Origin of the sequence: Paenibacillus aurantiacus (assembly GCF_042431225.1) — a bacterium.
GTDB lineage: Bacteria > Bacillota > Bacilli > Paenibacillales > Paenibacillaceae > Paenibacillus_Z > Paenibacillus_Z aurantiacus.
Genome location: NZ_JBHMDO010000047.1, coordinates 499,172 through 525,770, shown reverse-complemented (window position 1 = coordinate 525,770; position 26,599 = coordinate 499,172). Strand labels below are relative to the sequence as shown.

23 protein-coding genes are annotated in these 26,599 nt (G+C 59.5%); 19 read left to right on the top strand and 4 right to left on the bottom strand.

All coding sequences use genetic code 11. The annotated features are described in order from the left end of the window. The first annotated feature begins 28 nt into the window (after nucleotides 1-28). Together pheT and ACFFSY_RS30625 are read left to right on the top strand one after the other, a co-directional pair. On the top strand, nucleotides 29-2,470 hold the full coding sequence (gene pheT / locus ACFFSY_RS30630) for a phenylalanine--tRNA ligase subunit beta (protein WP_377501396.1): 2,442 nt from the start codon (nucleotides 29-31) through the stop codon (nucleotides 2,468-2,470). Between the two features lie 327 nt (nucleotides 2,471-2,797). Continuing rightward, nucleotides 2,798-7,108 carry a hypothetical protein gene (locus ACFFSY_RS30625; protein WP_377501394.1) on the top strand — a complete coding sequence of 1,437 codons (4,311 nt, stop codon included), beginning with the start codon at nucleotides 2,798-2,800 and terminating at the stop codon, nucleotides 7,106-7,108. 137 nt (nucleotides 7,109-7,245) lie between these two features. Here the strand turns inward: ACFFSY_RS30625 and ACFFSY_RS30620 are convergent, their stop codons facing one another. Beyond that, on the bottom strand, nucleotides 7,246-7,629 hold the full coding sequence (locus ACFFSY_RS30620; RefSeq protein ID WP_377501392.1) for a cupredoxin domain-containing protein: 384 nt from the start codon (nucleotides 7,627-7,629) through the stop codon (nucleotides 7,246-7,248). 210 nt (nucleotides 7,630-7,839) lie between these two features. Next, on the bottom strand, nucleotides 7,840-8,202 hold the full coding sequence (locus ACFFSY_RS30615) for a phage holin family protein (protein WP_377501390.1): 363 nt from the start codon (nucleotides 8,200-8,202) through the stop codon (nucleotides 7,840-7,842). A gap of 151 nt (nucleotides 8,203-8,353) precedes the next feature. Here ACFFSY_RS30615 and ACFFSY_RS30610 point away from each other — a divergent pair, with 151 nt between their 5' ends. The 5 genes from ACFFSY_RS30610 to cysK all read left to right on the top strand — a co-directional run bounded on the left by ACFFSY_RS30610 (nucleotide 8,354) and on the right by cysK (nucleotide 14,284). Further along, nucleotides 8,354-10,717 (top strand): endonuclease MutS2, encoded by a 2,364-nt coding sequence (locus ACFFSY_RS30610; protein WP_377501388.1) that lies wholly within the window; start codon nucleotides 8,354-8,356, stop codon nucleotides 10,715-10,717. 25 nt (nucleotides 10,718-10,742) lie between these two features. Then, nucleotides 10,743-11,162 carry a DUF350 domain-containing protein gene (locus ACFFSY_RS30605; protein WP_377501386.1) on the top strand — a complete coding sequence of 140 codons (420 nt, stop codon included), beginning with the start codon at nucleotides 10,743-10,745 and terminating at the stop codon, nucleotides 11,160-11,162. A 157-nt stretch (nucleotides 11,163-11,319) separates the two neighbouring features. Next, nucleotides 11,320-11,904, top strand: a complete 585-nt coding sequence (locus ACFFSY_RS30600) for a hypothetical protein (protein ID WP_377501384.1) — start codon at nucleotides 11,320-11,322, stop codon at nucleotides 11,902-11,904. Between the two features lie 125 nt (nucleotides 11,905-12,029). Then, nucleotides 12,030-13,337, top strand: coding sequence for an MFS transporter (locus ACFFSY_RS30595; RefSeq protein ID WP_377501382.1), 1,308 nt, complete (start codon nucleotides 12,030-12,032; stop codon nucleotides 13,335-13,337). Between the two features lie 29 nt (nucleotides 13,338-13,366). After that, a complete protein-coding gene (cysK, locus tag ACFFSY_RS30590) occupies nucleotides 13,367-14,284 on the top strand; it encodes a cysteine synthase A (protein ID WP_377501380.1) in 918 nt (305 codons plus the stop codon). An 83-nt stretch (nucleotides 14,285-14,367) separates the two neighbouring features. Here the strand turns inward: cysK and ACFFSY_RS30585 are convergent, their stop codons facing one another. Beyond that, nucleotides 14,368-15,438, bottom strand: a complete 1,071-nt coding sequence (locus tag ACFFSY_RS30585) for a CotH kinase family protein (RefSeq protein WP_377501378.1) — start codon at nucleotides 15,436-15,438, stop codon at nucleotides 14,368-14,370. 390 nt (nucleotides 15,439-15,828) lie between these two features. On the opposite strand from ACFFSY_RS30585, the gene ACFFSY_RS30580 reads away from it, so the two are divergent. The 4 genes from ACFFSY_RS30580 to ACFFSY_RS30565 all read left to right on the top strand — a co-directional run bounded on the left by ACFFSY_RS30580 (nucleotide 15,829) and on the right by ACFFSY_RS30565 (nucleotide 18,617). After that, complete coding sequence (locus tag ACFFSY_RS30580) at nucleotides 15,829-16,587, top strand: hypothetical protein (RefSeq protein WP_377501376.1); 759 nt, start codon at nucleotides 15,829-15,831, stop codon at nucleotides 16,585-16,587. A 123-nt stretch (nucleotides 16,588-16,710) separates the two neighbouring features. Beyond that, nucleotides 16,711-17,376 carry a YwrJ family protein gene (locus tag ACFFSY_RS30575; protein ID WP_377501375.1) on the top strand — a complete coding sequence of 222 codons (666 nt, stop codon included), beginning with the start codon at nucleotides 16,711-16,713 and terminating at the stop codon, nucleotides 17,374-17,376. 129 nt (nucleotides 17,377-17,505) lie between these two features. After that, nucleotides 17,506-17,718: a hypothetical protein gene (locus tag ACFFSY_RS30570; protein ID WP_377501585.1), complete on the top strand. Its 213-nt coding sequence runs from the start codon at nucleotides 17,506-17,508 to the stop codon at nucleotides 17,716-17,718. A gap of 74 nt (nucleotides 17,719-17,792) precedes the next feature. Continuing rightward, the gene (locus ACFFSY_RS30565; protein ID WP_377501373.1) at nucleotides 17,793-18,617 is read left to right on the top strand and encodes a spore coat protein; all 825 of its coding nucleotides are present in this window, start codon (nucleotides 17,793-17,795) and stop codon (nucleotides 18,615-18,617) included. A gap of 79 nt (nucleotides 18,618-18,696) precedes the next feature. Here ACFFSY_RS30565 and pdxR read toward each other — a convergent pair whose 3' ends face one another. Next, the gene (pdxR, locus tag ACFFSY_RS30560) at nucleotides 18,697-20,160 is read right to left on the bottom strand and encodes a MocR-like pyridoxine biosynthesis transcription factor PdxR (protein WP_377501371.1); all 1,464 of its coding nucleotides are present in this window, start codon (nucleotides 20,158-20,160) and stop codon (nucleotides 18,697-18,699) included. A gap of 114 nt (nucleotides 20,161-20,274) precedes the next feature. Between pdxR and hisC the strand changes: the two genes are divergently transcribed. From hisC to ACFFSY_RS30520, 8 genes are all read left to right on the top strand, one after another. Continuing rightward, entirely contained in the window at nucleotides 20,275-21,351 is a 1,077-nt protein-coding gene (hisC, locus tag ACFFSY_RS30555; RefSeq protein ID WP_377501369.1) for a histidinol-phosphate transaminase, read from the top strand. Between the two features lie 226 nt (nucleotides 21,352-21,577). Then, the gene (locus tag ACFFSY_RS30550; protein ID WP_377501367.1) at nucleotides 21,578-22,069 is read left to right on the top strand and encodes an Lrp/AsnC family transcriptional regulator; all 492 of its coding nucleotides are present in this window, start codon (nucleotides 21,578-21,580) and stop codon (nucleotides 22,067-22,069) included. A gap of 12 nt (nucleotides 22,070-22,081) precedes the next feature. Beyond that, nucleotides 22,082-23,296, top strand: a complete 1,215-nt coding sequence (locus tag ACFFSY_RS30545) for an aminotransferase class I/II-fold pyridoxal phosphate-dependent enzyme (RefSeq protein WP_377501365.1) — start codon at nucleotides 22,082-22,084, stop codon at nucleotides 23,294-23,296. Nucleotides 23,297-23,412: 116 nt separating this feature from the next. Next, nucleotides 23,413-23,655 (top strand): aspartyl-phosphate phosphatase Spo0E family protein, encoded by a 243-nt coding sequence (locus ACFFSY_RS30540; protein WP_377501363.1) that lies wholly within the window; start codon nucleotides 23,413-23,415, stop codon nucleotides 23,653-23,655. 154 nt (nucleotides 23,656-23,809) lie between these two features. After that, the gene (locus ACFFSY_RS30535; RefSeq protein ID WP_377501361.1) at nucleotides 23,810-24,319 is read left to right on the top strand and encodes a DinB family protein; all 510 of its coding nucleotides are present in this window, start codon (nucleotides 23,810-23,812) and stop codon (nucleotides 24,317-24,319) included. 191 nt (nucleotides 24,320-24,510) lie between these two features. Further along, entirely contained in the window at nucleotides 24,511-25,059 is a 549-nt protein-coding gene (locus tag ACFFSY_RS30530; RefSeq protein ID WP_377501359.1) for a hypothetical protein, read from the top strand. Continuing rightward, nucleotides 25,056-25,634 carry a cob(I)yrinic acid a,c-diamide adenosyltransferase gene (locus ACFFSY_RS30525; protein ID WP_377501357.1) on the top strand — a complete coding sequence of 193 codons (579 nt, stop codon included), beginning with the start codon at nucleotides 25,056-25,058 and terminating at the stop codon, nucleotides 25,632-25,634. Before ACFFSY_RS30530 ends, ACFFSY_RS30525 begins: the two co-directional genes overlap by 4 nt. After that, nucleotides 25,631-26,590, top strand: a complete 960-nt coding sequence (locus tag ACFFSY_RS30520) for an RluA family pseudouridine synthase (RefSeq protein ID WP_377501355.1) — start codon at nucleotides 25,631-25,633, stop codon at nucleotides 26,588-26,590. Before ACFFSY_RS30525 ends, ACFFSY_RS30520 begins: the two co-directional genes overlap by 4 nt. Nucleotides 26,591-26,599: the final 9 nt, after the last annotated feature.

The window sequence follows — 26,599 nt, the reverse complement described above, 5'->3', positions numbered from 1 at the left end:
GACAAGTTTGTAATAGGAGGGTACGACAGTGAACGTTTCATATAAATGGTTGAGCGAATATATCGATTTGAGCGGTTATAACGGCGAGCAGCTCGCCGAGCTCATGACAAGCGGCGGGATCGAAATCGACATCGTCGAGAACCGCAACAAAGGCGTGACCGGCGTCGTGGTCGGCCACGTGGTCGAGCGCGAGAAGCATCCCGACGCAGACAAATTGTCCGTGTGCAAAGTGAACGTCGGACAGGAAGAATTGCTGCAGATCGTCTGCGGCGCGAAGAACGTGGCCGCCGGCCAGCTCGTGCCGGTCGCGACGATCGGCGCGAAGCTTCCAGGGGACTTCGCCATCAAGCGCGCCAAGCTGCGCGGCGTCGAATCACAGGGGATGATCTGCTCCGCCAAGGAGCTGGGACTGAACGACAAGCTGCTGCCGAAGGAGCAGCAAGAAGGCATTCTCGTTCTGCCGGAAGGCACGCCGGTCGGCGCGCCGATCCTGGAGGTGCTCGCCATCGCGGACGAGGTGCTCGAGCTCGACTTGACGCCGAACCGTTCGGACTGCCTCAGCATGCTGGGCGTCGCCTACGAGGTTGCTGCTCTGACGGGTCGTCCGGTTAACCTGCCGCGGCCCGCGCTGAACGGTGCGGCCGAAGTCGCATCCGATTATGTGAAGGTAGCAGTGGAAGCGAAGGAGCAGTGCACGCATTACGCCGCGCGTTATATTAAAGGCGTTCATATCGGCCCTTCCCCGCAATGGATGCAGAACCGTCTCATGGCGGCAGGCGTGCGCCCGATCAACAACGTCGTCGACGTGACGAACTACGTCATGCTGGAGTACGGACAACCGCTGCATGCGTTCGACGCCGACAAAGTGGAAGGCGGACGCATCCTCGTTCGGCTGGCTAGCGAAGGCGAAACGCTGGTAACGCTTGACGGTCAAGAACGCAAGCTGGAGCCGCATATGCTCGTCATCACGGACGGCACAAGCCCGATCGCGCTCGCAGGCGTCATGGGCGGCGCGAACTCCGAAGTCACGGATTCGACGGTCAACATTCTGCTGGAGTCTGCGCGCTTCGATGGCTCGACCGTCCGCAAGACGAGCCGCCAGCTCGGCCTTCGTTCCGAATCGAGCGCACGCTTCGAGAAAGGCGTCGATCCGGCGCGCGTCATCCCTGCGCTCGACCGTGCGGCTGCGCTGATCGCCGAAATCGCAAGCGGACTTGTGTTGGACGGCATCGTGCAATCCGAGCCGGCAGTTAGCGAGGAGGCCGTCATCACCGTGTCGATCGCGAAGATCAACGGTTATCTCGGCACGGATCTGTCCCGGCTCGAGGTCGAGACGATTTTCGGCCGTCTGCAGTTCGGTTATCAAGTATCCTCCGACGACGTGTTCACCGTCCAAGTTCCATCCCGCCGCGGCGACATGACTCGCGACGTGGATCTGATTGAAGAGGTCGCACGCCTATACGGGTATGACAACATCCCTACGACGCCGATCGAAGGGGCGACTTCGCCGGGCGCGCTGACCAAGCCGCAGGCAATCCGCCGCGAGCTGCGCAAGCGGCTGACGAACGCGGGATTGCACGAGGTCATCAGCTACTCGTTCACGCATCCGGAGCGCACGGCGCTCTTCCCGGAGCTGAACGGTAATGCTGTTCCGGTTCGACTGGCGCTGCCAATGAGCGAGGACCGCAGCGTGCTGCGTACGTCGCTGCTGCCGCAGCTGATCGAGACGGCGACGTACAACCGGAACCGGAAGAACGACGACGTGGCGATTTTCGAAATCGGAAGCGTCTTCCACACGGACGAAACCGAGCTGACGCGTCTGCCGCAGGAGAAGCATCGTCTGGCGGCGCTTATTACGGGCAACCGTATCGGCGCGAAGTGGAACCGCAAAGCGCAGCCGGCCGACTTCTACGATGCCAAAGGCATTGTCGAAGCCATCGCCGAGACGCTTGGCGTTACCGGGTCGCTGTCGTACGAGGCGGCTAAACCTGCGCACTTCCACCCTGGACGCACGGCTGCGGTAACGTTGGAGACCGGGGGCGGCAAGACTGTCATCGGCTACGTCGGCCAGCTTCATCCATCGGTGCAGCTTGCGAGCGATCTGGGCGATACCTATGTCGTGGAGCTAGAGCTGACGCCGCTGTATGACCAAGCGGATTTCGGCATCGTATACAAAGCGCTGCCGCGCTATCCGGCGATGCAGCGCGATATCGCGCTCGTGGTCGATCGCGGAGTGGAAGCCGGCGCGCTGAGTGCGGCCGCAGCGGAACAAGCAGGCGCATTGCTCGAGTCGATTCACGTCTTCGACGTCTACACGGGCGAGAGACTCGGGGCGAGCAAGAAGAGCGTCGCGCTGTCGCTTGTCTACCGCCATGCGGAACGCACGCTGACGGACGAAGAAGTAACGGAGCTGCACGCTTCCGTCGTGTCGAAGCTGGAACAATCTTTTGGCGCGGAATTGCGGAAATAGGCAGGAGATGCTAGAAGCCGCATCGAATTAGTTCATTGCGAACCGATTCGATGCGGTTTTTTTGTTCAACGGAGCGCGGATGCGCTTCCAATGAAGCAATCGCGCGGCATCGGCGCGCACCGGCAGCCAGCTTTTCGGGCATGACGGATGGCAGGCGTACGGCGGGCAGGCTGCCAGCTTGATTCGCCAAGAGCCCATCGGTTATGCTGTTTGAAACGAATGCGTTGATAGCTTAGAAGCTTGTAAGAAGCCGAATGGAATTACAAGAGAAATCGAAACCCCTTAGTCAAGTCACAAGGATTTATTTCCCGAGGAGGAACCGCCTTCATGGATGCTGCCGGACGTAAGAGCATAACGGTTGATATATATGGTCATCAGTTCAAATTAATGGGTCACACGAACCCCGAATATATTCGGAGGGTGGCTGCGCTTGTCGACGAAAATATGCACAAGCTGGCGAAAGGATATCCGCGTCTGGACATCCCCAAGCTCGCGCTGCTTGCTGCTGTACATATGGCGGAAGACGTATTTCGGCTAGGCCGGGAGAACGAACAGCTGCACGAAACCGAAATCCGCTGCCAGACACTGGCGGAAGAACTCGAGCGCGCACGCGCCGAGCGTCAGACGATAGAGAGCGAGCTTGAGCAGGCTAAGGCGGAAGCTGTATTGGAGCTGGAGAAGGCTTATGCGGAAGCAGCCGAAGAGCTTGAGCAGCTCCGTCAAGCGAAGGAGAAGGAATTTGCCGAGCTGAAGGAAGCGAAAGAGACGGAGCTCGCGACGGCAGAGCGCCGGCATCAAACCGTGATTACGGAGATGCGCGAAGAGCTGAGTCTAGAGCTTGAGCTGCAGCGCGAGCATTATGAACAGACGGCGGAAGCCGCCGCGGCTGAGCTCATGCGCATTCGCGATTCGCTGGCGGAGGAGCTTCGTCAGGCGGCCGAAGCGCATGCAGAGGCCTCCAGGGAAGCCGCGGCGCAGCTGTCGAGCCTGCAAGAGGAGCTAGCCCGAGAACGCGAGCTGGCGGCAGACGAGACGGCCAGGCTGAACAGTGAGCTCGAGCAAGCGATGCAGATCTATGCCGAAGCGGAAGAGAGAGCAGCGGTTGCCTTGGCGCAGACCCGAGAGCAATTGACCGCTGAACTTGACACGCTGAAAGCGGAGCAAGCGGAAGCGCTAGCCCGCGCCGCGGCAGAGCTCGAGCATGAACGGGAGGCGGCGGGCAGCGTGTTGGCCCGCAAAACACGCGAGCTCGAGGAGGCCATTGCGGCGCGGGAAGCGGCGGAGGCGGCCGCGGAGGCTGAGCTCGCGGCTGTGCGTCAGACGATGCAGGAGCGGCTGGAGCAGGCTCAGATCGCCATTATCGCGGCGGAACAATCGGCTGCGGACGCCGTAACGCAGCTTCGCGCCGAGCTGGAAGAGCAGATGGAGCAGGCGCTGGCCGCCCAGATCGAGGCGGAATCGGAAGCGGCCGCCGAGCTTGCCCGCGTCCGCGAGCAGCTGCAAGCCGAGCTCGAGCAAGCGCGCGCGTCGCATGCGGAGGCGGCTGCGGCCGCGGACGAGCTGCTGCACGGACAGCATGCGCTGCGGCTTGAGCTCGAGCAGGCGCGCGAAGCGCATGCCGGGCAAGAAGCGAAGCTGGACGAGTCGAAGCGCCAATTGGAGGCGCTGGAAGCGCAGCTGGCGCAAGCAGGCGAGTTGCATGCGCGCCAAGCCGGCGACCTGCAAATGGAGATCGAATTGCTGCAGGAGGAGCTAGTCTCGGCGAAGAACACGCATGCCGGCCGGACGATCGAGCTGCAGGCTGTAATAGGACAGCTGCAGAACGAACTGGCGACAGCGAAAGACGCGCATGCGAGCCAGGCGAGCGAGCTGCAAGCGGAGATCGAGCTGCTGCAAGAAGAGCTGGAGAACGCGAGAAGCGCGCATGCGAGCCATGCGGACGAGCTGCAAGCGGAGATCGAGCTGCTGCAAGAAGAGCTGGAGAACGCGAGAAGCGCGCATGCGAGCCATGCAGACGAGCTGCAGGCCAAGATTGTGCAATTAAATGGAGAGCTGACGAAGGCGAAGGACGCGCACGCGAATCAAGCAGGCGAGCAGCAGATCGAGATCGAGCTGCTGCAGGAAGAGCTGGCGAGAGCGAAGAGCGCGCATGCGAGCGATGCTGCAAGGCAGCAGGCCAAGATCGAAGCATTGGAGGAAGAGCTGGCAGCTTCGAAGGACGCGCATGCCGGTCAAGCGGGCGATCTGCAAGCGGTAATCGAATCGCTGCGCGAGGAGCTTGCGAAGGCGACAGCCGCGCATGCGGACCAAACGAGCGAGCTTCGGATGGAGATCGAGCTGCTGCAAGAAGAGCTGGCAGCTTCGAAGGACGCGCATGCCGGTCAATCGGGCGAGCTGCAAGCGGAGATCGAATCGCTGCGCGAGGAGCTTGCGAAGGCGACAGCCGCGCATGCACGCCAAGCGAGCTTGCTCCAAGAAGAGATCCGCTTGCTGCAGGAAGAGTTGGCCCAAGCAAAAGAATCGCATGCAGCCGAGTCTGGCTCCCTGCGCGAACAGTTGGCGCGCGAGATGGCAAGCGCGGAAGCGCGGCTGCAAGAGGCCCAGGCAGAGCTGGACCAGCTGCTGGCTGCTTTCGAAGAGGCGGAAGCGGCCGCATCCGTCAAGCTGGAGCGTGTGCGGACCGAACTTGCGGAGGAACGCGCGGCGTCGGCGGATACGATCGCCGAACTTGAGCGTGAGCTAGCCGCCGCGCAGGCGGCCCTGTCGTTAGAGCAGGAGAACGCACGGACGGCGCTCGCGCAAGCGCATGCCGAACATGTCTCCCGCGAAGAAGAGGCGCAAGCGGAATTCGCACAAGCGGCTGCCGCTGCGGCGGAGCAGCTGGAGACGACAGTGCGCGACTTCGAGGAGCGCTTAACGATGGCCCAGCTGGCGCTGGATGCATCGGAAGAGGACAAGGAAGCGCGTCTGGCTCAGCTTCAAGCGCAGCATGATCAGGCGCAGGAAGAGCTCCGCGAGGAGCTGCGCCGCATTCGCGACGAAGCGCGCGCTCAGCTGGAGCTAGCCCGCGAGTCCGCAAGGCTCGGATTAGAAGGAGAACGCGAGGCGGCAAGAGCGCAGCTGGATCGCATGGCTTCGGAATCGGCGGCAGAGCTTGTCCGCGTACGCGAAGAGCTTCAGCTGGAGATCGAGATTGAACGGGAGATCCATACGGAGGCGGCGGCAGCCGCGATCGAGGAGATTAACCGGTTGAAAGCCGCAAGCGCGGCAGCGCTGGAAGAGGCGCAAGCCACGGCGCGGCAACAGCTGGAGCAAGTCCGGGAAGCGTTCGCGAGCGGCATCGAGCAGGAGAAGCGCAAGCACGAGGCGTCGCTTGAGGCGGCACGGCAAGCGGCCGCAGAAGCGGAAGACGCTCAGGCAAGGGTCTCCTTGGAAATTGCCGCCGCCAAGCAAACGGCCGAGGACGAGCTTGCAGCCGTTCGAAGCCAGGCGCAGGCCGAGCTCGAAGCGGTTCGCCGAGCTGCCGCGGAGGAGCTGGAATCGGCAAGGACGGCGCTAATGCGCCAAGCCGATGAAGAACGCAAGAAGCTGCAAGCTCAATTAGAAGAAGCCCGCCAGGCGGCGCAAGCCGAGCTCGCTCGCGAAAGGGACAGCGCGCAGGCGCTCCTTGACGAAGCGGTTCTGGAACAACTGGAACAAGCCGAATCGCTGCGGGCCGAATACGAGTCTCGCATCCGTTCGCTCGAAGCGTCGAGGGAGGCTGAGCTTGCACGCAGCCGCACGGCGAATGAAGAGTGGCGCGAGCAAGTCGAGTCGCTCGCCGCGGAATTAGAGCGCGTCCGAGGCGAGCGCGAAGCCGCCGACACGGCTGCACAGGCCGCGGAGGGCGCGAGCAAAGCGGCCGATGCGTCGATGCGCGCGCGCATCGACGAGCTGGAGTTCCAGCTGCTGGAGGCGACCGAGGCCGAGGCGGATATACGTGCGCAGCTCGAAGAGTTGAAGCTTAAGGATGCTCGGCGCAATGAGTCCACGGGACGGCAGGATGAGCAGCTGCGCAAGCAGGGCGAGCAAGCGGCTGCCGCGCTTCGCCAAGCACAGCAGCTGGAAGTGCAAGTCCGGGAGCTGACGGACGTTCGGGAGCGGCTGCGTCAGGAACAAGAGGTGCTCAAGGCGCGCGAGCGGGAGCTGAAGGCGAAGCTCGGCGCCGCCGAGCAGCGGCTTCTGGAGCAGCGCGGCAATCAGCGGGAGCTAGACGAGCTGCGCGAACAGACGGCGTCGCGAATCGCCGAGACAGAAGCGGCCCTCGCGAGCGCGCTGCAGCGCGCTCGCGAGATGGAACGGGAGCGTCAGGCGGCGAGCGAAGAGCTCGAACAGGCAAGGCGTCAGGCGGCCGCGCACGCGGAAGTCGAATCTTCGCTTGCGGAGCAGCTTGCTGTTGCCCGAGACGAGGCGGAGGAGCGCATTCGCGCGCTGATGCGGCAAGTGGACGCGCTGCAATCCGAGATGGAGGAGCAGCAGCGCAATTCCGACCAAGCGGAGTTCGAGCGATTGCAGATCGAGCACAACAAACTGAAGATCGAATATTCGAAGCTTCAGACCGAATACAACGAATGGATCGAACTGATCGAAGAAAGTTAGAGAACAGCGGTTATTGGGGCAGAATTCGCAAGGGAGGGCTCGCCATAACGGAGAGCGCCTCCTTTTTTTGCCGCGTGCGTGCAGGTTGCGATATAAAGAAAGCGCCCCGTCGCCAGTAAGGCGAGGGACGCTAGCATTTACTCGACGACGATCGTCGATTTCATTTTGGAGTGGCCGGCGCCGCACTGAATGTTGCAGAAGAAGGTGTACGTGCCCGGTTCTTTGATCGTGACGACTTCGGAGTCGCCGGTTTGGATTTTCACGCCGAGATCCTGGATCTCGATGCCGTGAATGCCCGATTTGGCCTCGACGCTGATTTTCGTCGCTTCGCCTTTTTTGATTTTATATTCGGCTTGGTCGAACTCCCAGTTGGATGCTTTGATCACGATTTCATTCGCGGCTGTGGTCGGCTCTTCTACCGCGCTGCCCGTCTCCTCGGATTTGTTGCCGGATCCGCAAGCGGCCAGTACAAGCACGAGCGCCGCGAGCGTCAGCAGCATGAGCCATGTTTTCTTGAACAAGGTGGTACCCCTTTCCATACGTGGACTTATGTATTGGTGATTCGTACTTAAGTATACCGTTATTCGGACAAAATACCAGTGACGAACTATTGAAGGAATTGGGGGAAGGCTCATGAAGCGGACATAAAACGGGCCCCGCATGAACGCGGGGCCGCGCTTTATTGAGGCGGATTGCTCCGAGACCCGAAAATGCATGTGCTTGCGAACGCGTTAGCCACGCTCTTCCCGGCGTCCGGCCTCGTACGGCGTGCTGACCGGAATGAACAAGTCGATAATCCCGATCACCAGGGCCGCGAGGATGGCGCCGAGCCACGTGACGGCTACGCCGCTGACGATGAATTGCGCAACCCAGATGACAGCGGCGCTGGCGATGAATCCGACGATGCCTCGTCCGAACGGCGTCACGCGTTTGCCGAAGATGCCTTCAATGATCCAGCCGAAGGCGGCGATGACCAGCGCCAGGAAGAACGCGCTCCAGAATCCGCCGACGCTGAACTGTGGAACGATATAGCCGACAATCATCAAGACGATCGCAGCCACGATGAAACGGACGACGTGACCCAAAAAATGCATGACGAAACCCTCCTAAACGAAAGTGTTTGACGCAAGTTTCGTTGCAACAACTAGTGTCCCCCCGGACGTAAACGTCATGCATCCCAGCTTCCGTCATGGCATACGCATACAGCTTCGGCTATAATAAGGAACGAGAGGAGTTGTGCTCTGATTGGACACCAAAATACTGCAAACCTTAGAGTTTTCCAAGATTGTACATAGATTGACCTCCCATGCGGCGACGTCGCTTGGCAAGGCGGCTGCCGAAGCGTTAAGCCCTAGTTCGGACTTAGAGGAAGTAAAGCTGCGCCTGCAGACAACGGACGAAGCCTATAAGGCTGACCGGCTGAAAGGCAACGCGCCGTTCGGCGGCGTAACCGATATTCGGCCGCAGCTGCTTCGCTCCAAGATCGGCGGCACCCTCAACCCGGCCGAGCTGCTCGAGGTCGCCGAGACGATCCGCGGTTCGCGCAGAGTGAAGCGCCATGTGCTTAATCTGCATGAGGACGATCCGATCCCGCAGCTGGCCTTCCATGCAGAACAGCTCACCGAGCACAAAACGCTCGAGGACGCGATTCTCGCCTGCATCGACGATCAGGCGGAAGTGATGGATAACGCAAGCAGCGAGCTGGCCGCGATCAGGCGGGAGATCCGCGGCGGGGAAGGCCGCATTCGCGAGAAGCTCGAGAGCATGATTCGCTCCTCCTCCGTGCAGAAGATGCTCCAGGACGCGATCATCACGATTCGCGGCGACCGCTACGTCATTCCGGTCAAGCAGGAGTACCGCTCTCACTTCGGCGGTATCGTGCACGATCAATCCGGATCGGGCGCGACGCTGTTCATCGAGCCGGAAGCGATCGTAGCAATGAACAATAAGCTTCGGGAGATGCGGGCGGCCGAATCGCGCGAGATCGAGAAAATTCTCCAGATTCTCACGGCGCAAACGGCTGAATATGCAGATGACCTGCTGCTCGATCTCGATGTGCTCGCCCAGCTGGATTTCGCGTTCGCCAAAGCGCGGCTGGCTCACGGCATGCGCGCCAGCCTGCCGATGATGAACGACCGAGGCTTCCTGAAGCTAAAGCGCGGCCGCCATCCGCTCCTCGCGCCGGAGAAAGTCGTGCCGCTGGACGTGGAGCTGGGCAATCAATATTCCGCCATCATCGTGACCGGCCCGAACACCGGGGGCAAGACGGTATCCCTCAAGACGATCGGCCTGCTCAGCCTGATGGCGATGTCGGGGCTGTTCGTTCCGGCCGAGGACGGCTGCCAGCTGTGCGTGTTCGACGCGATCTATGCCGACATCGGCGACGAGCAAAGCATCGAACAGAGCTTGAGTACGTTCTCCAGCCATTTGACCAATATTATCCGCATCTTGAAAGGGATGACGCCGAAGAGTCTTGTTCTGCTAGATGAGCTCGGCGCAGGGACGGACCCGGCGGAAGGCTCGGCGCTGGCGATCGCGATCTTGGAGCACATGCACAAGATGGGCTGCCGGATCGTGGCCACAACGCATTACAGCGAGCTGAAGGCATACGCCTACAACCGCAAAGGCATCATCAACGCGAGCATGGAGTTCGACGTGCAGACGCTGAGCCCGACGTATCGGCTTCTCGTCGGCGTGCCCGGCCGAAGCAACGCGTTCGCGATCGCCGAGCGGCTCGGCCTGCAGCGAGCGATCATCGAGCATGCGCGCGGGGAAGTCAGCGAAGAGGATATGCGCGTCGAGTCGATGATCGCTTCGCTTGAAGCGGATCGTCTCGGCGCCGAAGCGGAACGGAACACGGCCGAGGCGCTCCGCAAACAGATGGAAGCGCAGCGGGAGCGCCACGAGGAAGAACTCCGGCGATTCGAAGAGCAGCGCGACAGGCTGCTGGAGAAAGCGCATGAAGAGGCGCGAGAAGCGGTGGCGAAGGCGAAGCGCGAGGCGGAGACGATTATCGCGGACCTGCGCAAGCTGGCGATGGAGGAAGGCGCTTCGGTCAAGGAGCATAAGCTGATCGAGGCCAGACGCAAGCTCGAGAACGCCGCGCCGGCGCCGAAGCTTTCGAAGAGCGCCAAGGCGAAGCCGTCCAAGTCGCAGCAGATCGGACCTGGCGACGAGGTGACGGTATACAGCCTGAATCAGCGCGGCCACGTCGTAGAGCTCAGCGGATCCGATGCGCTCGTTCAGCTAGGCATCATGAAGATGAAAGTGGCGCTGTCCGATCTTGAGCTCGTGAAGCGGGCTGAGACGGCGAAGACGCAGCAGCCGAAACAAGCGGCCAGCCTGAAGCGAACGCGCGACGAGAACACGCGGATGGAGCTGGACCTGCGAGGGGCTAACCTGGAGGAGGCGATCCACGAGGTGGACCGGTTCTTGGACGAATCGTTCCTTGCGGGGCTTGGCCGGGTGTACATTATCCATGGCAAAGGAACCGGCATTCTGCGTACGGGCATTAGCGATTTCTTGCGCCGCCACAAGCACGTGAAAGGATACCGCCTGGGCGATTACGGCGAAGGCGGAACGGGCGTTACGGTAGCGGAGTTGAAGTAAGCTTACACACAGGGGGGGCCCGCAGGTGGAACGCGAGGTCGATCAATTGCTGAGCAATCCGTATGCGGCTTCGCTCGCGTACGTATCGGTTGCGGTTTTGGCCCTAATCGTGTTTTTATTTCTGTTCGAGGTCGTCACGCGTTATAATTGCTGGGACGAAATTCGGAAGGGCAACGTCGCGGTGGCGATGGCAACAGGCGGCAAAATATTCGGTATTTGCAATATTTTCCGTTTCTCGATCGAAGCGAACGAATCGGTCTATGCGAGCATGGGCTGGGCGGGCTTTGGATTTGTTCTGCTGCTCGCGGCGTACTTTTTGTTTGAATTTCTGACACCCGTTTTTCGAATCGACGAAGAGATCGGCCGGGATAACCGGGCTGTCGGATTTATCGCCATGATGATATCAGTCGCGCTATCCTTTGTCATTGGCGCTACCGTTATTTGAGGGGCGGCCATCATTGATGATGCGGGAAGGGACGTTTACTGGGGATGAAATATTTATGGGGAACGCTGCTTACGCTGGCCGTGCTGTTCTTTGCGCTCGGCGTCTGGTATGTAACCAAGTAAGGAAACTATGTTAGTTTAGTCCGGAGGAACAGGGAATGAGCGAATTAGAAACAACAGCGGTGTGTCCATGGTGCCATACCGAAATTATTTGGGATAGCGAGATCGGACCGGAGAAGCATTGTCCATACTGCGGTAACGAACTATCCGGCTATCGGACCGTACAGATCGGCATCGATCAAGCGGAGGATGAGGACGGAGAAGAAGAGGACGAGGAAGCAACCGGCGGCGCTCGAGACAACGAGGCTTACGACGATCTATGGGATGATGAGGAGGCGGGAGCACCTCGCGCGCGCGCTGGCGGCAGCCGCGGAGGCTCTATTGGCGTCGGCGGCGGTCATCTGGCCGCGCAGGCGACCGTCCAGCAGCTGCTGGACCAGCAAGCGGACATGCCAGAGTGCCCGGTATGCCGGGAGTTCCTGCTTGAGGCGGGCACGCAGACGGTCGCTGAGGGCACGTTCGCGCCGGTCTACTCCAAGCTGCTGAAAGGTCCGCTGCTGGCCGCACCGTTCCAAGTCGTCACGTACGTATGTCCGGCATGCTTCCACGTGGAGAATAAGCTGGCCAAGTCGGATCAGGACCGAGTGATTCAGACGCTGGCGGAAGCGGCGGACGATCTGTAATCTCGCTGCCTAGCTTGCAGATTGGTAACTGAAGCCAGACGCATCGGCTATGGCATCGTTCCTCCTCCTGCGGGGTATCTTACGTCAAGAGCACGTAAGCAGCCAAGGTGGGAGGAACGAGAGCTATGGAGCAGGGCAAACATTCGGTGCAATCCCGATGGATGGCCACGATGGCACGCGGGAAGATGCGCGCAGAATCGTTCGGCGGCGGTAAGCGCAACTACGACAGCCGCTCGCTGGACGGGCAGGCTGTTCTTTTGCTGGTCGTGCAGGGACTGCTCGGCATTGCCAATGCGTTATCGGGTACATTCGTGCCCGTCTATTTATGGAAGGCGAGTCAGTCGCTGGCGCTCATCGGCTGGTTCAATCTGTTTCAGGCCACGGTAAGCGGGCTGACGTTCTGGCTGGCCGGCAAATGGGTCAAGGAGCATAATAAGATGCACTGCCTCCGGCTGGGCGTGGCGCTGTCGGGGGCCTTTTATTTAACGGTGCTCCTGATCGGCAAATCGGCCGTCGATTACGCGATTGCGCTTGGCGTATTGAACGGGCTTGCGCTCGGTCTCTTTTGGCTCGCGTACAATGTCGTCTATTTCGAGGTCACCGAACCGGGCAACCGCGACCGTTTCAACGGACTGGCTGGTTTTCTAGGATCGGGGGCCGGCATTCTCGCCCCGTGGATTTCGGGTCTCATTATTACATCCCAAAAGGGAGAACGCGGGTATTCGATTATTTTCACGATATCGGTCGTCTTGTTCGCAGTGGCGGTCGTCATGAGCTTCTGGCTGAAGAAGCGGAAGGCGGTTGGCCGGTATGAGTGGTTTCACGGCGTACGCCAGCTCGCGCGCAAGGGCAGCCCATGGCGGCGCGTCGTGCCGGCGATCATGGCGCAGGGCGTACGCGAAGGCGTATTCATGTTCTTGATCAATCTGCTGGTGTATATCTCGACGAACAACGAGCAGAAGGTCGGCAACTTCTCGCTCATCACGTCCTTCGTCGCGCTGATCAGCTTCTGGCTCATCGGCAGACTGCTGACTCCGCAGCGGCGCAAGGCCGCGATGTTAATCGGCGCCATCATGGTGACGGCAGTCATTATTCCGCTGTTCTGGCCGCTGCGCTATGGCACCTTGCTTATGTTCGGCATCGGTTCGGCGATTTTCATGCCGCTCTATATCATCCCGATGACGTCGACGGTCTTCGATTTGATCGGGCAGTCCGAAGAGAGCGCCAGCCAGCGGGAGGAATTCATCGTCCTGCGCGAGGCGGGACTTACGATGGGGCGCGTCATCGGGCTGACGTCCTACCTGTTCGTGCTGCCGATCACGAAGGGGACGCCGGAGGCGGTGCCGATTCTGCTGCTCGCGGTCGGGATGTTCCCGATTATCGGCTGGCTGTTCATTCGGCCATATATTTCAAAAGTGAAGCGACCTGCATAAGGAGCGGCTCATAAGGGAGAGAAGCGCTTATGGTGCGTATAGTGAATAATGTGGCGGAGCTCATCGGCGACACGCCTGCGGTTCGGCTGCGGCGACTGGTCCAAGAGGGCGACGCGGAAGTATTGGTGAAGCTGGAGAAGTTCAATCCGAGCGGCAGCGTCAAAGACCGGGCCGCCTCCTCGCTCATCGCCGACGCCGAGCGGCGCGGCATTCTGCGCCCCGGCGCGACGATTATCGAGCCGACGAGCGGCAACACGGGAATCGGGCTTGCGATGAACGCCGCCGTGAAAGGCTACAGGCTCATTCTGGTCATGCCTGACAATATGACGAAGGAGAGGATCGGGCTGCTGAAGGCGTACGGCGCCGAAGTCGTGCTTACGCCGGCAGCCGAACGCATGCCAGGTGCGATCGCGAAAGCGAAGGAGCTGCAAGTCGTTAACCCCGGCAGCTTCATTCCGAATCAATTCGAGAATAGCGCCAATCCGGATATCCACCGGACGACGACGGCGCCCGAGATTATCCGTCAGACCGGCGGACGACTGGACGCATTCGTGGCGACTTCCGGGACGGGGGGCACCGTGACTGGAACCGGCGAGACGCTCCGCGCCTCCATTCCGGGCTTGTACATCGCCGTCGTCGAACCGAAGGGATCGCCTGTCCTATCCGGCGGTCAACCCGGACCGCACAAGCTGGTCGGCACAAGTCCCGGCTTCATCCCATCCGTGTTGAACACGGAAGTGTACGACGAGATCGTACAGGTGTCCGACGAAGACGCGCTTGCGACGATGCGAGCGCTAGCGCGCGAGGAAGGACTGCTGCTCGGTCCGTCTTCAGGCGCTGCCGTGTGGACTGCGCTGCAGCTGGCGCGCAAGCTAGGTGCGGGCAAACGCGTCCTGTGCATTGCGCCGGATAGCGGCGAACGTTATTTAAGCATGGATATTTTTTGACACATTTCCTTACATGGCATAAGGAAGAACCCGCAGCCCGCGTAATCCGCGGTCGCTGCGGGTTCTTTTTTTGCGCTCGTCAGCTAATCCCGCCACTCGGCGAGCTGCGTGAGCAGCACTTCCCGGCGTTCCCGGATGAATCGGCTGATGATTGCCGCCTCACCCAGGAACGTGTCGAACGGCCACTTGCGCGTGAAGTCATCCCGCACGTCGCCTTGGATGTGGTCCATCATGTCTTTGACGATCGGTTCAATGGCGCGAGTGGTGAACGTCTCGTTCAGCAATCGTTTCAGCAGGCTGCGGTACCGGACGCGAACCGATCGGTAAGCCAGAAGTTTGCGCGTCAACGTATTCATTCCCCGTACCGGCACGAGGTCGCTTGGACACAAGCGGCCAAAGCAATTTCGCCCCCACGTCCCTTCGTAATCCCAAGGCACAATCCGGTATTTGTTCGTTGCCCGGTGTTCATATAGCGCATAGTTCTGATCGAATCCGTCGTAATTGTTCGTCAGCACCGCGCCGGCCAGCCAGCGCAAATATTGGTCGATGTCCAGCCGCTTGCCGAGATAAGCACGCAGCGCGGGACTTGCTGGTCGGTTCACATTCGTGATGAAGGAGGCGAGCCGCTTCTTCGTGCCGTCGCCCCCCTTGACGAGCTGATAACCGGAGAACAACGAGCGTTTGCGTCGTTTGGTCTCGTGGTCGATCAGCGTAAAATCGGCGTTGTCGTTCACGGCATAGACGAGAGAGGATGCGCCGATGCGCCGGCGCCGAAAGAAGCTCCCGTCGACCGCTTCGATCTCGACGTATACGCCGTGCGGCTTGCCGTTCCAATGCAAGAGGACATGGCGCGTACGCGGCGCCGGGACGCCGATCTCGTTGAAGAAGCGAAAGGACAGCGCGTTGCGGATCAGCGACGGGTCATCGTACTCGGCATTCCAATGCAGCGTGCGGCCTTCCGTCTGAATCTCATACGATTTCTTCAAATAATTGCGGGTATGGCCGCCCCGGATGCGGATGCGGGCTTCGGCCCCCTTGCCGTCCTCAATCAGCCGCGCGGGCACGTAACGGTCGCTCCACACGTCCCGAAGCAGTTCATGACTGGCGCCGGGTTCGATCGCGATCGAGCGAACCGGCAATCCCTTTCCGGCCATGGGATCATCCTCCAGGCATCAGGCTTCGGCCTGCCCCTTCCGAATGGCGGGCAAGCCGATATACCTTACTCTATGCGCGAGCCCGGTCAAAGGTGTGCAGCAGCGCGCTGAACCGTAAGAACGCGGCCAAGCACGGGGGAAGAGCGGGCGATGGTGGAATAGGATCGAATCTAGACTGGCGTACATCTGGTAGAAAATAGATTGCTACCCTAGTCCCTTTGAGAGTGGGATACATATAAATATATTACAAACGTCATCCGGAAGATTCGGGGAAAAACGGCGGCTGGAGGCGGGTTCTTCAGGCAGGGCCACTCGATAGATTGGAAGGATGACGCGCATCAAGTTTTCTATTTTCTTCACTCATACTATATCAAACGGGAGGAATTCGAGATGGCTTACGAGTACCATGGCAAGTCGTTCGGCAAGAAGTGGGACGGCCACAAATCCGACGGCCATAAATCGCACGATAAGAAATGGGAGCACAAATCGTTCGACAAAAAATGGGAGCACAAATCGTTCGACAAAAAGTGGGAGCACAAATCCGACAAGGATCGCTCCCATGGGTTCAAAAAGGAAGAGGACTGGAAGTGTTTCATCAAGAAGCACGTCATCATCAAGCTGAAGAAAGGCTGTCCGGATTGGATCGAGGGCGTGCTGATCAACTTCGACTGCCACAAAATCGTGCTGTGGACCAAAGGAGGCGTGGTGTTGGTCGACGTCTCCTGCGTGAAACGCATCTTCGAGAAGAAAGAGAAGAAGGAGCATTGCAGCTGCGGCAAACACGACGGCCATCATTCCGGCGGACACAAAAGCCGCGGACACGACGATTGCCGCAAGGATCATCATAGCGGCAGCAAAGGCCACCACAGCAACGGCATAGGCTTCGGCCATGGCTTCATGGGCGGCAACGATTGGTTCGGTGGTCATCGGACGAAAGGTGGAGACGGTCTGCGCAGCGAAGGGCACCGCGGCTCCGACAAAACATGGGGCGATAAAGACGGAGGCCACCACACCAGCGGCAAGAAGGAACACAAAAGCAAACACGACTGCAAGTGCAAACATGGCCACAAAGGGAAAGACGGCCACAAAGGTCACAAAGGCGGCTGCGGCTGCAAATGTAAATGCGGCAAGAAAAAAATCGTCCGGTAACACGGCACGGTAAACCTGACATCGTCACCATCGCATGATGCATCGCGGGCTCCGCGCGCTTCCATAGCGCGCTTGCCCGCGGCTTTAAGCATCTATCGCCGCTAGAGGAGGAAAGGGAAAGCCATGAGAAATCTACGATCGCTCCTTAACCGTTACGTCGAGCTTCAAATCAGCGATGCCGCTCAGCCGATCCGCGGCTGGCTGGCCGATCTTGGACAAGACATTCTCGTCGTCTACACCGGTGCGAATTACGTCTACGCGCCGCTCGTTCATGTCCGGCGTCTTAAATTGCTGAATGCGTCCCCGCCCCCTGCCGGACTGCCGGAGATGCCGTACGAGAACATGAATGACGGAATCTCGTACCGCAAAATACTTATGAACGCCAAAGGGATGTTCTCCGAGCTGTGCATAACCGGGGAGCAAACGGTTCACGGCTATGTCAACAGCGTCATGAACGATTTCTTCGTCTTTTATTCGCCTGTCCATCACTCCGTAATCGTATCGCTCCAGCATCTCAAATATTTGATCCCCTATCCGCAAGGCGAGACGCCATACGCGCTGACGCCCGAGCAATTCCCCCTTAAGCCTTCGCCGCTCACGTACGCCCGTTCCTTCGACCAACAGCTGCACAAGCTGATTGGGGAGTTCGTCATTCTCAATCTTGGCGAACAGGCGAGCTGCATCGGCGTGCTGAAAGGGATCGACCAGCAGATCGTGGAGCTGTCGGACGCGAGCGGAACGCCAGTCTTTCAGCATTTGAGCCACATCAAGACGGTTCACTTGCCTTAATATGTTGGCAGGAACAACCGCTTCTTTCCAAAATCGGGAGGAGCGGATACATATTTTGGATGCGGTCCGTTCATAATACGAAGGGTTTGAAAAAATGGCGATAAGGAGGGGAATCGCTTGTTACAGCCGATGTCCTCAAAAGAGTTGGAGTATATCATCGATTCGATTTCGAATGAAGACTTGCTCATGAAGCAATGCGCGGTTGCGGCGACGTCGACGTCGAACCAGGCGCTCGTTAACGTGTATCAGCAAGCCATCAGCCAACACCAGCAGCACATCCAGACGCTCATCCAGTCGGTCCAGCAGCATCAGCAGCTGGCTCCTTCGCAGCCGCAAGGGTAAAGGTCCGGCGAGGGACAAGCTCTCGGCAATGCGCGAATGAAATCATTGACAGCGACCATAAGGAGGTTATCCACGTGTTCCAACAATCGAACGGCCAGAAACAGGCGCATACGCATCTATTGGCAGAAGAAGATTTGGCGTATTCGGTGCTTGCCGACTTGAAGCGGGTGTCCAAAGAGTATGCGACAGCCGTGACCGAATCCAACTGCCCCGAAATCCGTCAGATGTTCACATCGCTGCTGAACAGCACGATTCGTCTGCAGGGCGAGCTGTACAGTGTGATGAGCCAGAACAATATGTATGACACGCCGACGGCCGCACTGCGCCAAGAGGTGGACAAGCAGCTCCAGAAACAACAGCAGACCCAGCAGAAAGGGGCGCAGCTGCTCCAGCAGATCGGCCTGCAATCGCAAGCGCAGTTCCAGCAGCAGCAAGCGCAGCCTCAGTTCCAGCAGCAGCAAGCTCGTCAGCAGTTCCAACAGCCGCAGCAAGCGCAACCGATCAACGCGCAGGAGCAGCACTTTCAGCAAACGCAAACTCCGGTGGCCGCGAGCGCTTTTAATCAGAATGGACAGCAGCGCCAACAGTTCCAACAAGCTCAATATCCGATCCATGCGAATGCGTTCCAAGGGAACGAGCAGCACGCGACGGCGCATTATCAGCCCGTTCACCAAGCGAATGCGTTCCAGCAGCAATCGGGCATTAGCCAGCAGCAGTACCAGCAGGCAAGACAGAACCAGCAATCGCAGCAGTTTCAGTCGACGGCGCAAAATCAGGCGTTCAAGACGAACGTCCAGTCTTCAGCCCAGCAGGCGCGTGCAAACGCGGGCAGCAGTTTCATCCCGCTCCAGCCGCTCCATCAGACGCCAGGCGGCAACCAGTCGAATTATTTCTCTTAAGCGCGAAGCCCCCATCCAGGGGCTTTTTTAGTTAGGGAATTGCAGCGGGAGCGACGTTGCGGAGCCATCGGGATCGCCGTCAGCGACCCCAAGCTTCCGCCAGCCTGCAGATGCCGGGGCCTACCCGTTCGATTGGGATGCCGCCGTAGCCAAGGAGCACGGTGCCGGGGGCGGCCAACTCGGGAGCAAGCGCATAGATGGAGGTCGGGTAGACGAGCACGCGCGCGGATTTGGCGGCGGCCACAAGCTGTTCTTCGCTCCGACCGTCACGGTCGCGCAGCAGCAGATGCAGCCCGGAGCCTTGTCCGATGACCTCGGCGCGCTCTCCGAGCTCCTCTCGGACGGCGGTCAGCATCGCATCCTGCTTACGGCCGTACACGATGCGCATGCGGCGGATATAACGCTCGAAATCGCCGGCGCGCATGAACTGGCGCAGCGCGGACTGGAAGATCGGCGAGGCGAGCTGATCGTAGCTGTGGTCCATCGCCCTGAAGTCTGCCAGCAGCTCCAGGGGCAAGACGAGATAGCTCAGGCGCAGCGACGGAAAGAGCGCCTTGGAGAAGGTGCCCAAGTAGATGACGCGGCCAGCGGAATCCAGCCCTTGCAGGGACGGGATCGGCTTGCCGCCGTAGCGGAATTCGCCGTCGTAATCATTCTCGATAATATAAGCATCCTGTGCCTTAGCCCAGGCGAGAAGCTGCATGCGTTTGGCGATGGAAGTCGTCATGCCGTACGGAAATTGATGCGAAGGCGTGACATAGACGGCTTGGGCGGAGGTGGCCCGGAGCTCCTCTATGCGGATGCCGTCGGGCGCGAGCCGGATCGGCTTGACCGGCACGCCTGCTTGCAGCAGCAGCGACTTGACGCCGTCGTTGACCGCCTCTTCGGCCGCGATCTCCCCAAGACGCGGACGCAGCAGCTGAAGCAGCAGATCGAGCGAATGATACGTGCCGGCCCCGACAACGATCTGCGCGGGGGAACACCGGACCCCGCGGGCGTGGAGGAGATAAGCGGCAATCTCCTCCCGCAGTCCTGCATCGCCCTGATAATCGCCATACAGCAGCGTGCGTCCATTCTCGGGCAAGAAGCAATCGCCGACGAGCTTGCGCCACCGGCCGTGCGGGAATTGGGACAGGTCGACCGCTCCATAGCCGAAATCATAATCCGCTTCGGCCGCATCAGCGGCATGGTAGGCGCGCGGCGGCAGAGCACGATTATCCGCGAGCTGCGGTCTTGAGGAGAGAGGCGGGGTCTGACCGGTTCCAGCAGGCTGACCTACCTCCGGCAGATGAGCCGTTATATCTGCGACGAAGAGCCCGGAGCGGGGACGGCTGACCGCATATCCTTCCGCAACGAGCTGGTCATAGGCCAATGCGACTGGCGTCCGGCTTCGGCCGAGCAGCGAGGCGAGCAGGCGGACCGAGGGAAGCTTCTCGCCAGGCTTCAGCTGCCCGGCGCCGATTCGATCTTTAATATAAACATAGAGCTGCATATAGACGGGGACGTCGGAGGCGTCGTCGATCGTAGGCATGAGCGAATGCATGCGGTTTTCCTTCCTTTCCCTAATCTGTCACATGAGAAAAGTATAAACTGTACATTTTCCATATGACAATCCTGCATTACGATGGGTTCAAACCGAAGGAAGGGAAGGAATGCAATGATTCGTACTTACGCGTTGCCTCATATTGAACGGCTGGAGCCCTATGCCTTGGGCGAGCAGCCGAAGCCCGGGCGGGTATGCGCCAAGCTGAACCAGAACGAAAGTCCGTATCCGCCGTCGCCGGCCGTGATGGAAGCGCTGCGGGCAATGCCCGAGGAATCGCTGCGGAGATACCCCGACCCTGCGGCCGCCGCGCTGCGGGAAGCGATTGCGGAGCGGACGGGACTTGCGCCGGAGCAGCTCTACTGCGCGAACGGTTCTAGCGAAATCATCTCGCTCTTGTTCAAGCTGTTCGTCGGTCCGGGCGGACGGGCGGCCGTAGCGGATCCGGGCTTCGGGCTGTACCAGACGGAAGCGGCAGGCTATCAAGCGTCGTGCGTCCCGATCCCGCTGCTGCCGGATTACCGCGTGGATATGGACGGACTGCAAGCTAGCGGCGCCGATGCGATCATCTTGATCCATCCGCATGCGCCGACCGGGCTATTGACGGACACAGGGGAACTCGAGCGGCTCGTCCGCACCTTCCCGGGATTGGTCGTCGTCGACGAAGCGTATATCGACTACGCGCCATCCGGTTCCTCTGCGCTGCCATTGATCGCGAAGTATCCGAACCTGCTCGTGCTGCGGACCTTCTCCAAGTCGTATGGCTTGAGCGGACTTCGCGCAGGTTATTGCGCCGGGAACGCGGCGTTGATCGAGGCGTTAGCCAAGGGCGGCGGCATCTATAACGTCGACGCGCTCGCCCAGTCGCTGGCGCTGGCCGCGGTGAAAGACGACGCTTATATGAGAGACAGCGTCTCGCGCGTCGTTGCGACCCGGGAGGCTTTCGCAGGCGAGCTGCGCCGGCGCGGATATGTCGTGCTGCCGTCGTCGACGAATTTCATCCTGTGCGCACCCCCCGCAATCGGCCCGGACGCCCGAACCTTATACCGGAGACTGGCCGAGCGGGACATTTATGTCCGGCACTACGAGCATCCCCGCCTTCAAGCGCTTCTTCGGATCTCGATCGGAACGGACGCAGAGATGGAATGGCTGACGAAGGAGCTGGACAAGCTCGCGACGGAATCCGGTTAAGGGCCGAGCGGGGAGAACCGACGGGCAGACTCGATTCTTCCTGGTCCTCCGATAGGAAGCTGGAATGGCGGCAGGCCGCAAGCCGAGCCGCTTTTTCCGCTTTGCAGGAAGCTTGGATTCGTTGTAATATAGACTTTATTACTTAGTGACACATCATGTAAAATTATGCCCTGCAAGCAAGGCGCGAGCGCTTTACTGTTTGAATGGGCAAGCGGAGGTATTGACGATGAGTGAGCTTAAAACGAAGATTTTGGAGCTGCTGAAGGAAGATGCGCGGCGCAGCGCGGAGCTGATTGCGACGATGCTGGATGCGGAGGCCTCGGCGGTGACGCAGGCGATCGCGGAACTGGAGCAGGAGCACGTCATCGTCAAATACGCGGCCGTTGTGAACCCGAGCAAGATCGACGAGGAGAAAGTCACGGCCTTGATCGAAGTGCAAATTACGCCGGAACGCGGCCGCGGATTCGAAGGTATCGCGGAACGGATCTACCAATATCCAGAAGTACAGTCGGTCTACTTGATGTCCGGCGCTTATGACTTGCTGGTCGAAGTACAAGGGAAGACATTGAACGAAGTCGCTTCGTTCGTATCGAGCAAGCTGTCGACGATCGATGCGGTGCTCTCGACGAAGACGTTCTTTATTTTGAAGAAATACAAGCAGGATGGCATTATATTCGAGGAGCGCGAAGACGACCAGCGTCTTCTCGTCTCGCCGTGAGGATGATGAGCCATGATTAAAGAAGAAGAGAAACCGCAGCCGCAAACGCAACCGCGCACCATGAGCGATTACCTCGCGCCGGGCGCGCGTGACATGAAGCCGTCCGGCATTCGCCGCTTCTTCGACCTGGCGGCGGGACGCAAAGACATTATTACGCTGGGCGTCGGCGAGCCGGACTTCGTCACGCCCTGGCATGTGCGCGATGCTTGCATCTATTCGCTCGAGAGAGGCAAGACGCAATATACGTCTAATGCCGGCATGCCGGAGCTGCGCGAGGAGATCGGCCAATATCTGAGCAATAGCTTCCAGGTGAATTACAACCCGGCGAGCGAAATTCTCGTAACGGTCGGCGGCAGCGAAGCGATCGACCTTGCGCTGCGGGCATTGATCACGCCGGGCGACGAAATTCTTGTGCCGGAACCATGCTACATCACCTACTCGCCGATCACGACCCTGAGCGGCGGCGTGGCGGTTGGCGTTGAGACGTTCGCCGAGGACAATTTCAAGCTGCGCGTCGAATCGCTGCAAGCGGCGCTCACGCCGCGATCCAAAGTGCTGATACTTTGCTACCCGAGCAATCCGACCGGCGGCATTATGACTTACGAGGACTGGCTGCCGATTGCCAAGTTCGCCGAAGAGAACGACCTGATCGTCATCTCCGACGAGATCTACGCCGAGCTGACCTACGGCATGAAGCACGTCAGCTTCGCGGCCATGCCGGGCATGAAGGACCGGACGATTCTCGTCAGCGGCTTCTCCAAGGCGTTCGCGATGACCGGCTGGCGGATGGGCTACGCTTGCGGTCACCCGGAGCTGATCGGCGCCATGCTGAAGATTCACCAATACACGATCATGTGCGCGCCGATCATGGGCCAGGTCGCGGCGCTCGAGGCGCTGCGCAACGGGCTGGATGAGAAAGACCGAATGGTCGAATCGTACAACCAGCGCCGCCGGATCGTCGTGCAGGGCTTCCGCCAGATCGGGCTGGAATGCCACGAGCCGCAGGGTGCGTTCTACGCGTTCCCATCGATCAAATCGACGGGGCTGACTAGCGAGGAATTCGCGACCCGTCTGCTGCAGGAATACAGCGTGGCGGCTGTGCCAGGCGACGTATTCGGCAGAGGCGGCGAAGGCCATCTGCGGTGTTCGTACGCCAGTTCGATCGCGAATTTGACGGAAGCGATCGAGCGGATCGGACAATTCGTTCAGAAATTGAAGGCAAACTAAAAAAATAGTTTCATTATTGGCAGACTTTGTTATAATAAATTTAACAAATCTTTATAAACATAGTTTGCACAAGCGATTACGGCAACCGATATCGATGGCAGAAGGAGGAATGAACATTGGCTTGTGCGGATTATGAGTTCCCGTTTCGCAACGAATCGGGCGCCATGCAAGCGAAGCAGTACTCCTCCTCCATACGCGTATTGGAAGACGAGATCTACGAGCTGCGTCAACGAATGGAACAATCGTACCTGGAGCAGAAGACTTTCAGCTCCGACATCGTAATCGACTTAAGCCGCAAGCTCGACATCAAGATTAACGAATACATGCGGTTTATGGTCAGAAGAAATTCGCTCCAATAGCATGATACAGCAGCCGGCCGACAGGCCGGCTTTTTTGCGCGCCGGGAACGACCCAAGGACAGGAGACGGATTTACAAACAAGAACATGTGTTCTATTATAAGGGAGCAGGTTCAAGCAATGAAGACATTTCGTTCAAAGGGGAGAGAGTCTACGATGGTGAGCAGAGAGCAGCTTCTGCATGATTTCGCCGCGCTTATTCCGTTCGCGGAATCGCTGCGCGAGCTAGAGGAGGCGGCTTGGACAGCGCCGGTCGCGGCAGACAAGTGGGCCGTGCGCGATATCGTATCCCATATCATGCTGTGGGACAAGTATTTTCTGGAAGAAGCGATCGAGCGGATTACCCAAGGCGAACCGCTTACGGTGCGGCATCTGGATTACGATGCATTCAACCAAGACGCCGTCACCTTTGCCGCGACCCGCAGCCCGAAGGTGATCCTGGACCTCGCCATTCGCTTCCGCAGCGAGATCATCCGCCAGCTGACGATGCTTGGGGAGGAGCGGGCGGCGCGCCTCTACGTCGATGCGGACGGGCATCCATTCGAGGTGAAGCAGTACGTAACGGATTTCATCGCGCATGATGCGCATCATATGGCACAGATCCGGCGCTTCTTGGGCCGGGGAACGGACGGCGCGATGGCCTCGGATTCGCCGCAGCTTACATAACTCGCCGGACGCTGCCGTCAGGATAGAAGCGAGCGCGTTCTCCCGCGGGGGAGAGTGCGCCGTTTGTCTTTTTCGTGACGAAGGAGCTAGGAATCTCTTGAACCTATCGCCTCCCGGATGTGGGGAGCGAGTCAGATATGATATAGTGGACGTAGACACTTATGCCAGTGGAGGGAGCTTATTTGCCGAAGATGAAGAGAACGAAGAGATTTGCAGCGCTGCTGCTCATTCTGTCCTTGTTTGGCGCGCTGCTCGCGGGCTGCGGGGATGAGCCGGATCTGACGGTGTTCATCATGCCGAAGGAATATATCAATCCCGACGCGGCGAAGAAGCTCGAGGATAAAGTGCAGGCAGGATTCGGCGAGACGAAGTCGATCGCGGTGAACGCAAGCCCGATGTATAACGCGCAGAAGCTGGTCGTCGAGATCGCGGCTGCGGGCAACGGGATTATTGTCATGCCCAAGGACGCGCTTCAGATGATGATCGAGCAAGGGCCGGCCGTGCAGCTTGACGATACGTTCAAGGCAGCGGATTATCCGGATGGCGTCATGGACAGCATGGTCGAAGGCGAGAATGGCGAGCTGAAGAAGGTGAAGGGCTTGTTCGCGATTCCGGTTGATCAGATGCCGGCGTTCAAGGCCGCAGGCTATGAAGAGAAGGACGTCGTGGCGATCATTCCGGTGAACGCGCCGGATCAACAATTGTCCAAGCAAGTGATGAAGGAGCTTATGAAGCCATGAGACTATATACGAGAACTGGCGATAGCGGACAGACTTCCGTCAAAGGCGGACGGGTGCGCAAGGACGACATCCGCGTCGATACGTATGGTACAATCGACGAGCTGAACAGCTTCGTCGGACAAGCCGCCGCTGTGGCGGTACGCGAAGGGAAGCAGGAGGCGCTGGTCGCCGAGCTGCTGGAGATCCAGCAGGAGCTGTTCGACTGCGGTTCCGATCTGGCGTTCGCCGACCCGTCTGGCCGCGCATTCAAGATGGACGCGCAGCCGGCCGAGCGGCTGGAACAATGGATCGACGCGCATATCGCGGCGGCGCCCGAAGTAACGCGCTTCATTCTGCCGGGCGGCAGCGAGACATCGGCCGTCCTTCACGTCTGCCGCACGGTCTGCCGCAGAGCCGAGCGCCGCGTCGTGACGATGGCATCGGAGATGGAGATCAATATGGATGTGCTTAAATATATCAACCGTCTCTCGGACTATTTCTTCGCCGCGGCTCGCTCGGCGAACGCCGTGCTCGGCGTGCCGGATACGGAATACGTACGAAGCGCGGAAGTGTTCCGCAAGAAGAAGAAGCCATGACGATGAAGTATTACCCGCCCTTATCCGTGCGCGTGGAAGCGAAGGACGCGGGGATGATGGTGCGCACGCTTGTCGAACGCCGACTCGGCGTCTCGCGCAAGCTGCTCTCCCGTCTGAAGCTGACCGAGCAAGGCATAACGGTCAACGGGCGGCGGGTGTATGTGAATGACCGTGTACAGGAAGGCGACATGGTGGAGCTGCGGATGGAGCAGGAGCGGTCGGATGACATACTGCCTGAACCAATGTTGATCGATATTGTGTACGAGGACGCCGATCTGCTCGTCGTTAATAAGCCGCCGGGCATCGTCGTGCATCCGACCCACGGTCACTATACGGGCACGCTCGCGAACGGCGTCGTCCATCATTGGCAGACGCGCGGCGAGATCGTCCGGTTCCGTCCGGTTCACCGGCTGGATGAAGACACGTCTGGTCTTGTCGCGATCGCGAAGACGCCTTACGTGCATCAGCAGCTGTCCGAACAGCTGCAGGCCGGCGAAGTCTATAAGTCGTACTATGCCTATGTATATAGCGCGCCAGCGGCGATGGCCGGCACCGTCGATGAGCCGATCGACCGGGACCCGGCATCGCCGCATGTCCGAATCGTGACGCCGGACGGTTACCCATCGGTGACGCATTACGAGACGGCTGCCGTATTCGGAGGCGGCATCGCGTCGAAGGTGAAACTCAAGCTTGAGACAGGGCGGACGCACCAAATTCGCGTGCATATGAAGCATCTCGGCTGTCCGCTGATTGGCGACGCGATGTACGGCTTCGCTTCGCCGGAGCGGCTGGCGGATGGTCTGCCGAAGCTCGAGGCGCTAGTGGCGCGCCAAGCGCTGCATGCTGCCGTGCTCGGCTTCACGCATCCGATTCGTCGCGAATGGATGCAATGGGAAGCATCGCTTCCCGAGGACCTGCGCAGCTTGGAGGCGGCGCTCGACAAGCAGGATTTTTGATGACAGATA

What these genes read in the sequence shown, in the direction of transcription:
- ACFFSY_RS30615 (WP_377501390.1), bottom strand. Translation starts at nt 8,202, where the DNA reads ATGCATTTTTTGGGTCACGTCGTCCGTTTCATCGTGGCTGCGATCGTC.
- ACFFSY_RS30580 (WP_377501376.1), top strand. Translation starts at nt 15,829, where the DNA reads ATGGCTTACGAGTACCATGGCAAGTCGTTCGGCAAGAAGTGGGACGGC.
- ACFFSY_RS30600 (WP_377501384.1), top strand. Translation starts at nt 11,320, where the DNA reads ATGAGCGAATTAGAAACAACAGCGGTGTGTCCATGGTGCCATACCGAA.
- pdxR (WP_377501371.1), bottom strand. Translation starts at nt 20,160, where the DNA reads ATGCATTCGCTCATGCCTACGATCGACGACGCCTCCGACGTCCCCGTC.
- ACFFSY_RS30550 (WP_377501367.1), top strand. Translation starts at nt 21,578, where the DNA reads ATGAGTGAGCTTAAAACGAAGATTTTGGAGCTGCTGAAGGAAGATGCG.
- ACFFSY_RS30525 (WP_377501357.1), top strand. Translation starts at nt 25,056, where the DNA reads ATGAGACTATATACGAGAACTGGCGATAGCGGACAGACTTCCGTCAAA.
- cysK (WP_377501380.1), top strand. Translation starts at nt 13,367, where the DNA reads ATGGTGCGTATAGTGAATAATGTGGCGGAGCTCATCGGCGACACGCCT.
- ACFFSY_RS30535 (WP_377501361.1), top strand. Translation starts at nt 23,810, where the DNA reads ATGGTGAGCAGAGAGCAGCTTCTGCATGATTTCGCCGCGCTTATTCCG.
- ACFFSY_RS30575 (WP_377501375.1), top strand. Translation starts at nt 16,711, where the DNA reads ATGAGAAATCTACGATCGCTCCTTAACCGTTACGTCGAGCTTCAAATC.
- ACFFSY_RS30625 (WP_377501394.1), top strand. Translation starts at nt 2,798, where the DNA reads ATGGATGCTGCCGGACGTAAGAGCATAACGGTTGATATATATGGTCAT.
- ACFFSY_RS30545 (WP_377501365.1), top strand. Translation starts at nt 22,082, where the DNA reads ATGATTAAAGAAGAAGAGAAACCGCAGCCGCAAACGCAACCGCGCACC.
- ACFFSY_RS30585 (WP_377501378.1), bottom strand. Translation starts at nt 15,438, where the DNA reads ATGGCCGGAAAGGGATTGCCGGTTCGCTCGATCGCGATCGAACCCGGC.
- ACFFSY_RS30530 (WP_377501359.1), top strand. Translation starts at nt 24,511, where the DNA reads ATGAAGAGAACGAAGAGATTTGCAGCGCTGCTGCTCATTCTGTCCTTG.
- ACFFSY_RS30520 (WP_377501355.1), top strand. Translation starts at nt 25,631, where the DNA reads ATGACGATGAAGTATTACCCGCCCTTATCCGTGCGCGTGGAAGCGAAG.
- ACFFSY_RS30570 (WP_377501585.1), top strand. Translation starts at nt 17,506, where the DNA reads ATGTCCTCAAAAGAGTTGGAGTATATCATCGATTCGATTTCGAATGAA.
- hisC (WP_377501369.1), top strand. Translation starts at nt 20,275, where the DNA reads ATGATTCGTACTTACGCGTTGCCTCATATTGAACGGCTGGAGCCCTAT.
- ACFFSY_RS30595 (WP_377501382.1), top strand. Translation starts at nt 12,030, where the DNA reads ATGGAGCAGGGCAAACATTCGGTGCAATCCCGATGGATGGCCACGATG.